Annotated in this window: 13 protein-coding genes and 3 pseudogenes; 7 read left to right on the top strand and 9 right to left on the bottom strand. The window is 41.9% G+C overall.

Annotated features, from left to right (window positions below):
* On the top strand, positions 1–313 hold a 313-nt coding region (locus LCF57_RS26065; RefSeq protein WP_226003255.1), incomplete at its 5' end, for a hypothetical protein.
* A gap of 379 nt (positions 314–692) precedes the next feature.
* Here the strand turns inward: LCF57_RS26065 and LCF57_RS26060 are convergent.
* The 3 genes from LCF57_RS26060 to LCF57_RS26050 all read right to left on the bottom strand — a co-directional run bounded on the left by LCF57_RS26060 (position 693) and on the right by LCF57_RS26050 (position 2,106).
* Positions 693–1,217: a hypothetical protein gene (locus tag LCF57_RS26060; RefSeq protein WP_226003254.1), complete on the bottom strand. Its 525-nt coding sequence runs from the start codon at positions 1,215–1,217 to the stop codon at positions 693–695.
* Positions 1,218–1,263: 46 nt separating this feature from the next.
* Positions 1,264–1,581 carry a hypothetical protein gene (locus LCF57_RS26055; RefSeq protein WP_226003253.1) on the bottom strand — a complete coding sequence of 106 codons (318 nt, stop codon included), beginning with the start codon at positions 1,579–1,581 and terminating at the stop codon, positions 1,264–1,266.
* Positions 1,582–1,908: 327 nt separating this feature from the next.
* Entirely contained in the window at positions 1,909–2,106 is a 198-nt protein-coding gene (locus LCF57_RS26050; RefSeq protein WP_226003252.1) for a hypothetical protein, read from the bottom strand.
* Positions 2,107–2,739: 633 nt separating this feature from the next.
* Between LCF57_RS26050 and LCF57_RS26045 the strand changes: the two genes are divergently transcribed.
* The 4 genes and pseudogenes from LCF57_RS26045 to LCF57_RS26035 all read left to right on the top strand — a co-directional run bounded on the left by LCF57_RS26045 (position 2,740) and on the right by LCF57_RS26035 (position 5,385).
* Positions 2,740–2,961 (top strand): L,D-transpeptidase, encoded by a 222-nt coding sequence (locus tag LCF57_RS26045; RefSeq protein WP_226003251.1) that lies wholly within the window; start codon positions 2,740–2,742, stop codon positions 2,959–2,961.
* A gap of 157 nt (positions 2,962–3,118) precedes the next feature.
* The gene (locus LCF57_RS27775) at positions 3,119–3,253 is read left to right on the top strand and encodes a hypothetical protein (protein ID WP_264083823.1); all 135 of its coding nucleotides are present in this window, start codon (positions 3,119–3,121) and stop codon (positions 3,251–3,253) included.
* 108 nt (positions 3,254–3,361) lie between these two features.
* Positions 3,362–3,697 (top strand): hypothetical protein, encoded by a 336-nt coding sequence (locus LCF57_RS26040; RefSeq protein WP_226003250.1) that lies wholly within the window; start codon positions 3,362–3,364, stop codon positions 3,695–3,697.
* A gap of 718 nt (positions 3,698–4,415) precedes the next feature.
* Positions 4,416–5,385, top strand: a pseudogene (locus LCF57_RS26035) (IS630 family transposase).
* Between the two features lie 4 nt (positions 5,386–5,389).
* On the opposite strand, the gene LCF57_RS26030 reads toward LCF57_RS26035, so the two are convergent.
* Complete coding sequence (locus LCF57_RS26030; RefSeq protein ID WP_226003249.1) at positions 5,390–5,995, bottom strand: hypothetical protein; 606 nt, start codon at positions 5,993–5,995, stop codon at positions 5,390–5,392.
* A 223-nt stretch (positions 5,996–6,218) separates the two neighbouring features.
* Here LCF57_RS26030 and LCF57_RS26025 point away from each other — a divergent pair, with 223 nt between their 5' ends.
* Together LCF57_RS26025 and polYB are read left to right on the top strand one after the other, a co-directional pair.
* Positions 6,219–6,668: an AraC family transcriptional regulator gene (locus tag LCF57_RS26025; protein ID WP_226003248.1), complete on the top strand. Its 450-nt coding sequence runs from the start codon at positions 6,219–6,221 to the stop codon at positions 6,666–6,668.
* A gap of 263 nt (positions 6,669–6,931) precedes the next feature.
* Positions 6,932–7,162, top strand: a pseudogene (polYB, locus tag LCF57_RS26020) (DNA polymerase IV); the annotation flags it as partial.
* Positions 7,163–7,687: 525 nt separating this feature from the next.
* Here polYB and LCF57_RS26015 read toward each other — a convergent pair.
* The 5 genes and pseudogenes from LCF57_RS26015 to serC all read right to left on the bottom strand — a co-directional run bounded on the left by LCF57_RS26015 (position 7,688) and on the right by serC (position 12,273).
* The gene (locus LCF57_RS26015) at positions 7,688–8,086 is read right to left on the bottom strand and encodes a GNAT family N-acetyltransferase (protein ID WP_226003247.1); all 399 of its coding nucleotides are present in this window, start codon (positions 8,084–8,086) and stop codon (positions 7,688–7,690) included.
* Positions 8,087–8,194: 108 nt separating this feature from the next.
* Positions 8,195–8,893, bottom strand: a pseudogene (locus LCF57_RS26010) (YggS family pyridoxal phosphate-dependent enzyme).
* A gap of 15 nt (positions 8,894–8,908) precedes the next feature.
* Positions 8,909–9,592 (bottom strand): MOSC domain-containing protein, encoded by a 684-nt coding sequence (locus tag LCF57_RS26005; protein ID WP_226003246.1) that lies wholly within the window; start codon positions 9,590–9,592, stop codon positions 8,909–8,911.
* A gap of 49 nt (positions 9,593–9,641) precedes the next feature.
* Positions 9,642–10,523 (bottom strand): pyridoxal 5'-phosphate synthase lyase subunit PdxS, encoded by an 882-nt coding sequence (gene pdxS / locus LCF57_RS26000; protein ID WP_226003245.1) that lies wholly within the window; start codon positions 10,521–10,523, stop codon positions 9,642–9,644.
* 664 nt (positions 10,524–11,187) lie between these two features.
* Positions 11,188–12,273: a 3-phosphoserine/phosphohydroxythreonine transaminase gene (gene serC, locus LCF57_RS25995; RefSeq protein WP_226003244.1), complete on the bottom strand. Its 1,086-nt coding sequence runs from the start codon at positions 12,271–12,273 to the stop codon at positions 11,188–11,190.
* Positions 12,274–12,289 lie beyond the last annotated feature (16 nt).

Here is a 12,289-nt window from a genome sequence, read left to right as displayed (position 1 = left end):
TGGAGAAACAGGGGTAACACCCCGTTTCTCCCAGATACCAGACCATTATTATGTAAAGAAAAAGAACCCGCGTCTCAAAAAGACGGGGTTTCTCGACAATCTGAGTCCTGATACAATCAGGACTTTTTTATATTTAGGGGAGACTTGTTGTCACTGTACACGTTTTTTTGTACTGTACGTTGAAGCAAAAATTGATATTGCTGTTAACATAAGCTTAATCATTTATCCATATTATTCACTGCATTTTTCATCTCTTCATCAGTTAGATGAGTATAAATCATTGTTGTTTGAATCGATGAATTTCTCCCGGTAAGCCGGTCCGGTGTGTTTGAATTCTTTTATCAAATCCCGTAACGTTTGTTCTTTAACGACCGGGAAAATGACATCACGAATTACTCCGTCTGGATTGTTGACGTTAGTGGACAAGCCCTAATTGCCAAGAGAAACGGACGCGCAGGGTTATGGATTCATGGTGGAGATCCTTCTTCCACAGGTAGTTTACGCCCAACACATGGTTGTGTGCGACTCTCTGAGACAACCAAGCTGGTTTAGTGAGCGCAATTAAAAGAGCAGACGGCTCTGGTAAAGTAACAATAAGTGAAATCTAATATTTTTATATTTTATTCCTTAAAAATAATCCATATCTAATTGATATGGGTTATTTTTCATAAAACTCCCTCTTGCATGCGCAATTAAAATTTCGGTGTTAATTGAGCTAGCTTCTGTTCATCGTTCTTAGATAAAGACCCATTCTTTAAAATGGATTTTCTTGTTTCTGAGTAAGTATAGAGTACTGCTTGTGGAGAATCATCACCTTTACTCACAAAGTCAAAGCTTTTCCCATCTTTATTCCAAACTATAGAGGAGACTAGTGTAAAATCCTTATCGGACACGTGCGTATAGCTTTTACGCTCTACATCGTATACTCCGATATAACTTGAACCTAGATCACCGATTCCAAATGCAATCTTTTTCCCATCTGGTGACCATTTATATGCATCGACCTTTTCACTCCCCGCTCCGTCACTATTTATCTCAAACATGTTTACACTAGTTTGAGTCCCATCAGATAAATTAATTAGAAAAAGTCTACTCCCCTCATGATCGCTTACATGAAGAGCTACCTGGTTGCTTTTGGATAAGGAAAGTGAGTTAACTCTCAATGGTCGTGGTTTGAGCTTAACAAGTTGCTCTCCTCGCTTACTTTTTATTTTCATAGAATCCACAACTTCATTGGCTTCGGCGGCTTCTTCTCCCTTAGCCTTAGTTAATTAATTTTGCGGTAAAAGTAACATCTTTATTTTTCCATACAATCTGTTTTCCCGAAACTACAACCTTAGATCTATCTTGGTTATTATAATACTGTGAATAATCTATAGAATTCACCTTTTTGTCAGTTGCTTTAGATGTTTCTATAGTTGCTTTTCCGTCTACTTTTTTTACACCTTCCTTTGTGTTGTTTACCCCAATATTATTCACTTCGTTCTGAGGCAGTTGTTGATTTGAACTTGCCTTACCACTACACCCTGAAATCGCCAACGCCACTATCGTACCTACAGTCATAATCTGCACGAATTTCATAATTTTCTCCTTTAATATACAGCTAATATACAGCTAATATACAGCGTACCGTCATCCTTACGTTCCCTTGTATACATAATCTAATAAAGGTGAAGTACTAATCATCGAACACATAATTAAGTAATCTTGGCCGGATAGAATCCGGCACGCTCTCACAGAATATTTTCTATCGTTCACGCCTTTCGCGTCCAATATTGATAATTCTCGCCCCCCTGCTTTTGAGCTTTTCCAAAGCCAGGAGATAGAGCAGCTCCCTTGTTGACGATCCGCAAGCTGTTGTACACTTGCTTGCGTTAGCTACGAAGTGACCAGCTCATAATAGATCCCCTAATATCCATAGTCTTCATGCTCCAGCAACTTAAAAGGAGAAAGCTCAATAATCTCCAGATTGGTTTCACCCCCTGTTTCAAAATGACCAAACTCGACCTTCTCAAAGAATCTTTCTATCGCCGCTGCGGTGTTCATATCTACCAGGCCGATATCCGGATTGTTGTAACCTTTACTGTAGTTGCGGACCCAATCCATTAATTTCGTGAAATTGAGTTCGTGTTCCGACTCCTGATAAGCCAGATCATTTATCTGCTTCAGAGCTCGTCTAAAAAATGAATGCTTCGGATGGTGTTATCCCAACACTTCATGTACTTCATCCATATTCACTCGCTTTCTCATGCCACAGTTTCGTAATTGTACACCCGCATGAATTATTCCAACTTTAGGTTATTTATGGTGAAAATCCTGATCGAATGATGGATCGACCACGACCACCTATTCCATAAATGGCCAATAATCATCGTAGTTGGCATTGCGTACATGCGGCAACATCCAGCATCCCTTCTCCATTTCATAACAGCTAAAAAAGCGAAAATGCGTGTTCAAAAAAAAAGAACCGGCATCTGCGGGTCCTTTCCATTTTCCTGATCTACTTTCAAAACAATTTAAATTCATAAGCACGATGATTAGCGTACCAGTTAATGATGTGTGCCTGCCTTCTTCAATTCTCGCCCACAGCCCTATTACAAGCGCCAGGAGTGTAGAGCAACTAGCCTGGCAACTTCCCTCCGGCCTAGTCTACTTAGATGCTTTTTTGAAATCATTGTATAGTTTTCGCAGCTTGCTCCTCCAAGAACTGATACAGCAGCGCATCGCCATACTTACGGCATGTATGGAATTGTTCAAATGGATCCTGTTAGTGGACAAGCCCTAACTGCCAAGAAAAACGGACGCACCAGGTTATGGATTCATGGCAGAGCTCCTTCTGACTCAGGTGGTTTACGCCCAACACATGGTTGTGTACGGCTCTCTGAAGACAATCAAGATGGTTTGGTGAAAGCAATCAAAGCAGCTGGCGGCTCTGGTAAAGTAACAATAAGTGAAAGCTAAGATTTTTATGCTTTATTCCTTAAAACTAACCCATATCTAATTGATGTGTGGTGCTGAAGGGCGAGGTTGCTAAACAACCATGTGAATTACCCTATAAGTGAAAATTAAAGCGCGCAGCTCTCAACTCGAGTATACCAAACTTTGGAGGCTAAATATTATGGCAAGAACACGTGAGTATGCTTCAACAATAACTGTAACGGCAAATAAACTAGCACAAATGCGTTCAGCACAAAGGGTTATTTATCGAAATGGTGGTTCGATACAAATCATCCTGATTGGAATGGATTGGTAATTCGTTTGACAGGATTTGGAGCCACTATTTTAGGACTTGTATTCATTGCTTTTACACCTGTAGGAATCGCAATGGGAGTAACATCAATAGTAGCATATTTGTTTGCTATTGGAAAAACTGGTGAAGCACTTGAAAAGTCTAATCAAACAAGGAAATGATGGTATGGCTGATGGTCTTGAGTTCTTTGAACTTAATAAGAGATACGATATGTTAGAAATCAAGTTTCCATTTCTCGAATATACTCTATCTGATGGGACAGTAATTCGTTTTGTAACAGGCACAGGCATGCCAGTTAGAGCTCATGGGTTGGAAGTTGTGGGTCGGTCAACACTTGCGTTAAAATCACAACTTTCCCCTCGGGGGGAAACTATGCCTAAAAGAGCTTACACAAAATTATTGACAGACCCATTAAGTGCGAAAAAATGTAATCATCCCCTTCCCTAGCTTTGTAATATCTGTATTTTATATTAGGAAATAGACAATGGCCATTAAAGCCGAAAGCTGATGAACTACTCTGTAAGTAGCTTCACCGGTCTTTATACTCATCGTAGCTCCCAATAATCACTGTTCATCTTGGGACACTAGGGGTACCATCCACACCTAATTAGAGTTATACTATCCACTACTATTAATGAGTTCAGTATCTACGCTGCCAACGTTATCCCCCTGTTATCCAACATTTCCATAGCCTTCATTACCATTATCGCCGGTATATTCTTATTATTGTTATCTCATTTATCCTTAACTCCTTTAACTTGTAGAACCTTATTTTGCCCTTCTACAAAGCCACGGTTGATCTAGTCGCTCCTATACATGATATTTAATACACTCTTGGAGGCACCTTTTTCGTAATAAAAAGAAGCATGTTTGTATTTTCTCCAAACCGCTTCTCTAATAAATATATACATTTAATTTAAATCAATAAGTGCTTCATAAATAGAATCCTTTCCTTTATAAGTATATGTCCCTATCATTCTTAACTCTTTCCCATCCAAGAAATACTTATCATCTAAATATGGATCAGGGACACCTTCTATAGTTGAATAGTCGACGAAGCGAAGTTCATCGTCTATATAAGATGATTTAATAATCTACCCATTTTAAACCTTCAAGTCCGAAATCGGGTAATAACGATTAAGACTTTAAAAGGACGTGAAAGGAAATGGGAAACTTGAGCGAAATTAAAGCTGTAGAACAAGCGATGCAACAGACAACAAATAAACGGATGTATGAGCGATATCTTGCTGTTCGCCTTCGTTTGGAAGGTCATACCCTCGAACAAATTTCGAAAACGCTTCATCGCACTCGAAAAACAGTAGGTGATACATCCACAAGTACCGCGCTGGCGGCCTTGGTGCATTGGGGATGGCTCATTCGCCTGAAAACCTCCAAAACTGACTGAGCAACAGACCCGTCAGCTTACCGAAGTGCTTACTCACAAGCGTCCTATCGATGTTGGGTTTGAGGCAAAATACACCTGGACGTTAAAGCTGGCTATTGGCTACATTGAACGTGAATTTCAACAAACGTTCAGCGAGCGTGGTCTTTCTTTACTTTTGCATCGACTTGGATTTAGTTACACGAAAGCGACGTACACTTTGGCCGCTGCAGATCCAGAGGAACAAAAAAAGTTCCGCGAGAACACCACAACAGCACTAAAAAAAAGCTCATGGACGGAAAAATAGCTCTCTTGCTTTTTGAAAAAGATTAGAGCGTACGGCAAGCACGGAGGCGCCAAACTTTTCGGAGCATTAAACTATGAAACAGGCAAGGTGTTTTACCAAGAAAGTGAATCTTACGATGCCCATGCGTTCAAGAAATTCCTTAAATCGCTTTTGGACGAGTACCCCTCAGGAAAAATTGTTATGGTGCTGGACAACGGGCGCATTCACAAAGCAGCTTCAATTGAAGATTTTGTTCAAGAAGAGCCTCGATTGGAGTTTGTGTTTTTGCCTAAATACTCTCCCGAGCTCAATCCTATCGAAGGGCTTAGGAAATGGCTGAAAAGCGATGTCGTCCACAACGTATTTTACGATAAAACCTACAAAATCCGAACCGCTGTTAGGCAATTTATAAATCGAGTGAATCAGAACCCGGTGGAAGTTATCGACAGACTGTGCACGAATGTGTAACTCTTTAAATCAATTTATATAGATAACCAATTCTTACTATATCATCTGAATGTTCAACATAAAGCCATTGGCCACTCTTTGATTTCCCAACAAAATCTCCAAGTAATTCTGGATATTTTTTAGGTTGACCCAGATCGTCAAATTGTGGTTTACCGGTTTTAAGATTAAGTATATAAATTTTTGAATATGCTGTTGCTATAATATCTCCAGAATTCAGGTCTACATATTTAAAATCAAAACCTTCTGACGAACCAAACTTAAATTTGATATTAAAATCTATAGAATGTTGATAATCGCCAAATAAAATGAGCTTCACAGAGTCTCCATTGTCAAATTTTAAAGCGTACCCCTTGGATGTCAAAATAACCTTATCCAGTTTCCAAGATTTATCTATTCCATTATCAACAAAAGAGTGTACTTGAATTTTATTATTACTGTCTAGGTACTTTACTGTATATGATTCCTTATCAGCAAAGATAAAGCCACCAGGAACCCCATCAATGGTAGCATATTTGTCTAATTGACCTAATGCTAAATCTTTTGATACCCAATTTCCATCTTTTCCTTCTGACACATATATTTTTTGGAGTATCGAAATAATTACTTGCATTTTTATAAGAAGAGACTGTTAACCTGTCGTCTTGTTCAAAGGCATACCTATCCAATATGTAATATTTTGGAATATTATAGAATCAATCAGTAGAGTTCGTAATCTTTCAAGTCCGTAATTTTTGAACAATAAATTTTAAAAATTAGAATGATTCTAATTTTATATTATGATAGCATTCGAAATGTACCAAATAAATACAAATGGAGAAAGGAAGAAAGAATCTATGAAATTTAAAGTCGAGACACTCCCAAACTATCGCATCGCTTATGTGCGAAGAGTTGGTCCTTATGGTAATGCAAATTTTGAAGTAATGAAGAAGTTAAAAAAGTGGGCTAAGGACAGAAATCTTCTTAAATCGGCAATTCTATTTGCAATTCCACAAGATAATCCTGAGATAACACTGCCTGAAAACTGTAGATTTGATGCTTGTATTGTGATTTCAAAGGATTATCAAATGGATGATTCAATTTATGAAGGTGAACTCTCTGGCGGAAAATACCTCATTTATGAAGTCAAACATACAGCAGAAAATATTCAAAAAACATATAATAATATTTTTACATCAATACAATATAATGGATATAAAATTGATAATAAACCTATTCTGGAGAAATACACTGGTGATATGATTAACAATTCTTATTGTGAAATCTGCGTGCCCATAAAATCATGACTTATCAGCTGTTGCTGTAGAACATCAAAAAATTATTAACACCGAACAAACTTAAAGAGCATGTTTTAAAGAATAAGTTTATTAAAAACATGCTCTTATTCTATTAATGTAATTTTTCTTCATTTCTTATTTAACTAAAGTATTCACTCCATTAAGAAGAAATTAAGCCAGATCCATTAATTATCTCATCGCTAGAAATTAACGTATTTCCATTGCTTTTTCATGAAAGATTGAACAACCTCATAACCTATTACCTCAGCAAAGCGGGCGACCCCGCACGAAGGTCAGGAATAATTTTAGCATGTCCCATAGCAAAAAGCTTTGGTGTTTCTACTGCAGAACGTCTTAGCGACGCTCTAAAGAAATGTCCTGAGCTCATCATAGTTCGTCCCCATATGAAATATTATATTGATGTTTCTTTAGCAATTACTAATATATGCAGACAATATACCGACCTAATAGAGAATTTTAGTATTGATGAACAGTTCATGGAATGCGGTCGAGAGGACTTGAACCTCCACGCGGGATTAGCCTACACGGTCCTGAGCCGTGTAGGCTATTGAGAACTTAGCGGAATATGAGTCAATGAAGAGGAGTTTAAAACCCGCCAAAATCCTTGTAAAATCAAGGTTTTTCTCAAGTCAGGCGCCGTCCGTTTGCCCAATACGACCTTCCTATCGTTGGATGGTACCGAAATAACCACCGACATTGTGTTTTTGCAAAAACGGGAACGTTCCCTCCAACTTCAAAATACGGAGATGCCCGAGTGGGTGTATGTTGGCACGAAAACGGACGGGATTTCTTTGATACTACCTCTCCCACCCTCATATGGTTTTAGGAAACATGGTTTGGGATCGCGGCATTATTGTGAGGACGGCTATTTGTGCCTCAGGACATCAACCTCAACCCGAAAAATATACCGGTGACGAGGAAGAAGGCTGGGAGTTGGATGAAAAATATTTATCCAGTAAAGTCAAAAATAAACTGACCTATACCGCGCTGAAAGCTCAGGAACATCCTTATTTCTTGCGTCTGATCATAAAACCATTCTCAATTTTTTCAAAGCCGACTTTAGGATAGTACGCCACTGCACTTGGTGCGGTTACCAAAATCAATGCGACCTCTTCCCCTATTTCTTCTCGTACCTTTGCAATGAGATCCCGTCCTACTCCGGATTTCTGAGCTTCTTTGTCAACGGACAGATCAGACAGATAACAACAATAACTCCAATCGGTTAGTGCACGGGCCACACCGACCATTTTATCCCCAAGCCAGGCGGTCAGAAGGATATCCGCGTTGTTCACCATCGCTTGAATTCGTTCAGTTTGATCAATTGGTCGTACAATCCCGCTATTTTTAAACACCCGAATTACATCTTCAACATTCACATTTTTATTGTTCCTGTATGTGATATTCAACCGTTTTCGTCTCCTTTCAGCAATGGAAAAGTTGTGTTCCACATGAATTAGCTTCCGGGCTTAGCTACACGGCAAAATTCTAGCGGACGATTTCTCGTCCTCTCCATTCTATAATCCCTGAATCGATCCCCTTCCGACTAAGATCGATCCAAGCCTCAACCAAGTTGCCCCTTCTTCGATCGCGACTTCGAAATCGTTGGACATTCCCATGGAAAGATGCGGCACGGGATAAGCAAAGATTTCTCTTGTATTAAGTTCATCGCGCAATCGTTTTAATTCTCTAAAGATCGGTCTGGTCGCTTCGGCGTCGGATTCGTGTGGAGCCATCGTCATCAGCCCCACCACTCGGATCTGCTTCATCCGCGAAACTTCCTGCGCAAATGAAAATAAAGCTTCCGGAGAAAGTCCTTATTTGCTTTTCTCCCCCGAAACGTTGACTTGAATAAAACAATTCACGACGACATTGAGACCGGCAGCCTTCTTCTCTATTTCTTTCATCAAGGATAAGCGGTCAAGCGAATGGATATACTCGAATTTGCCGATAACCTCTTTTACTTTATTGGTTTGCAAATGACCGATAAAGTGCCACGTTCCTCGTGGTTGAAGGGCCTCCCATTTGGACTGCGCTTCTTGCGCACGACTCTCACCGACATGGGTTAAGCCGGACAGCAACACTTGCTCCGTTGCTTTCGCCGTTGTATATTTCGTCACGGCTATGATCTGGATTTCCTCTTCGCTTCTGCCGCATCGCCCGCAAGCTTCGCGGATGCGATGTTCGACTTCGGATAGACGATCTTGCAGACTCATTGAATCACTCCCACTTTACGAGTTGCCTGTTAGTCTTTCGCGAGAATCCGCCTCGGTTCCCGCCAAACGTTTTAGAAACGTATTTCTCCAGTTTATGGACAATTCTTCCACTTCGAGGATTTGTTTAATGCCCTCGATATGATCCTTCTCTTGATGCATAATACGATTAGCAAATGAAACCGTAATTGCTTTCGGATGACGATGAAGAAGGGACAGTCCGTCGGCTTTAGAGGCAACTCCCTCTTCCAGAACGCGGAAGTAGAATCCCGTGTAGCCTGTTTGCTGTACCTTCAAGGGCATGTCTGGTACGCCGTACTTGATGGACAACTTGTAACAAGGTTGTCTCGGCTGGCTAACTTGAACGATTGCTTTGCCAAGCTTAAAGACGTCTCCAATGCAAACGTCGGATTCCAGCAAACCTTTTGTTGTTAAATTTTCCCCGAACGCGCCATAGTCGAGCGGTCTCCGCAATTCATTTTCCCAGAACGGGTAATGCTCGTAGGGATAGACGCATACAGCCTTCTCTTTGCCTCCGTGATGAACTAGATCGCCCTGCCCATCCCCTTCGAGGTTTAGACAAGATAAATACAGAGATTCATCTGTGGCTGACTTGAATATCCCCGTAGAAACGTCCTTCTGATTAAACCGGACCTGCTTTGGCATGCCAACATTAAGTGAAAGGATTTTGATAGATGCCATTCGGATCACTCCCGCTCCAAATTTTGATTAACGAGTTCGCTAGATGTGTCTACATACCGCGTTCCTGCATTCGTTCGCCCGCCTGAAGGGAGGAGATTTCAATCCCTTTCATCGGGGTCCCCAGGTTTTTGGAGATATCCGCAATATACCCGAAGTCCGTATAATGCGTCGTCGCTTCCACGATGGCTCGGGCAAACTTCTCCGGTTGATCGGATTTGAATATGCCCGACCCGACAAAAACGCCATCCGCCCCCAAGTGCATCATCAACGCGGCATCGGCTGGCGTAGCAACGCCCCCTGCGGCAAAGTTGACTACGGGCAATCTGCCGGTTTCTTTGACTTGGAGCAATAAATCGTAAGGCGCGCCGAGTTGCTTAGCCTCGACCATTAATTCGTCTTTGCTCAATCCTTGCACTTTACGGATTTGGCCTAGCAACATACGCATATGGCGCACGGCCTCGATGATATTGCCTGTTCCCGGCTCCCCCTTGGTGCGAATCATGGATGCGCCTTCCCCGATCCGACGCAACGCTTCTCCCAAATCCCTTGCCCCGCATACGAATGGAATCGTAAATACTTGTTTGTCGATATGGAAAATGTCGTCGGCTGGTGTTAATACTTCGCTTTCGTCGATATAGTCTACCCCGAGTGCTTCAAGGACTCTAGCTTCAACATAATGGCCAATGCGCGCTTTCGCCATCACGGGTATGGTAACGGCTTTCATCACCTGCTCTACAATAACCGGATCGGCCATCCGGGCGACTCCGCCCGCCGCGCGGATATCCGCCGGCACTTTCTCCAGCGCCATGACCGCGGTGGCTCCAGCGGCTTCCGCGACTTTTGCCTGCTCCGCATTCATCACGTCCATGATGACGCCGCCTTTTTGCATTTCGGCCATTCCTCTTTTGACTCTGTTCGTTCCCGTTTCCATTTCACATTCCTCCATACGCTATTTGCGAATTTTCGATTCGTCTCCGATAATGAGATAGGGTCCTCTTTGTTCACCAGACAACTCATCGTTCCGGGAGCGATGTTCCCGTTCGAACACATGAGCAATGTGAACAAGAGGCTATGAGTGAGTTAAATATTCCGTCTGGTCCAACATTTCGTGCGGCTGCTGAATGTAAATTCCTTGTTCAAGATCATCGCCACAGTGTTCAACTAATCTGCGAATACTGTCATTACCGCTTTCCAAATGAAATTGAAGCCCCCTGTCAGTTACACATATTTCAGAAGCGGATCCGCTTCTGAAATATGTTTGAACGTATTGTCTACAAACCGCGCAAGAAAAGAAATCGTGTATGCCATACGGCAAAAAAATCGGCTTTGAATTCCTCTCGCGTTTTGGAAGTGACGATCCCCATATGAACGTTATTTTTCTTCAGATGTTAAAGCATTTTTTCTATTCCGGAGTAGAGCGTCATCAGATGATAGATGATTATACTGGTTTAGATAATGGATAACTTTGGAATTTGATCGCTCAACATCCGGAACATCTAGTTGTCAGACTGTTTACGCTTATCATGCCCTTTAAGCTTGTGAGCGTTTCTGGGGCTATGCCAAAGATTACAGCTTGATACATACTGACTCCTCCCTTATCCGAATCGTTTCTGAAAGTCCATCATAAATTCCTTTAGCGCTTTGCATTGTTCATAAGTAACGGCATTATAGATCGAAGCTCGCAGATGACCAGCATCTCGGTGACCCTTCAATCCTACAAAACCGTTACGCTCCGACTCCAGAAGAAAGTGTTTTTCCAACTCCTCGTTAGAAGTTCGAAAAGTAACGTTCATCAGAGATCGACTATCCCAATCAGCCAACCCGCTGTAAAACCCGTTGCTGTCGTCGATTGCGTAATAGATCAAATCAGCTTTCGCGCGATTCCGATTTTCTACCCCGCGCACCCCGCCGTTTGCTTGAATCCATTTTAGCACCAGATTGACGATGTACACCGCGAATACGGGCGGCGTGTGGTAGAGAGAGCGACTATCCGCATGAATCCGATAATTCATAATATCCGGAATAGGTGTAGAGATTCTTTGCAGAAGCTCGCGTCGGACGATCACGACCGTTACGCCCGAAGGCCCCAAATTTTTTTGGGCGCCGGCATAAATCAGCGCAAAGTCGGAAACATCGATCGATCGGGATAAAATATCGCTAGACATATCCGCGATGAGCGGTATACTGCCCGTGTCCACGAAATTTTTGTATTGAGTGCCTGCAATCGTTTCATTGGAAGTGAGATGAATGTAGGCCGTTCCCGGAGGAACCTTCATGTTATCAAGAGCGGGAAGCTTCTTAAAATGTGAGGATTCCGAGCTTGCCACAATGGCAACTTGGCCGAACTTTTGCGCTTCCGCAATCGCTTTGCCTGCCCATGTGCCGCTATAAACATAACTGGCCACGTTTCCGGCTCTCAAAAAATTCATTGGAACCATGGCAAATTGCGTACTTGCACCGCCTTGCAGGAACAACACCTCGTAATCGAGAGGAATACGCAGCAGTTCCTTCAGCAACTGCTGCGTCTCGCCGTTGATCTTCTCGTATTCTTTACTTCTATGCGAGATTTCCAGGATGGATAAGCCGGTTCCCTGTAAGTCAAGAAGTTCCTCCTGTATTTGCAGCAGAACTTCCGAAGGCAAGGCTGCCGGGCCTGCATTGAAATTATAGATTGGTCTCATCTCTATCCTAACCCCC

Origin of the sequence: Paenibacillus sp. BJ-4 (assembly GCF_020404765.1) — a bacterium.
GTDB lineage: Bacteria > Bacillota > Bacilli > Paenibacillales > Paenibacillaceae > Paenibacillus.
The sequence above is the reverse complement of the archived record's forward strand: the minus strand, read 5'-3'. Positions and strand labels throughout refer to the sequence as shown.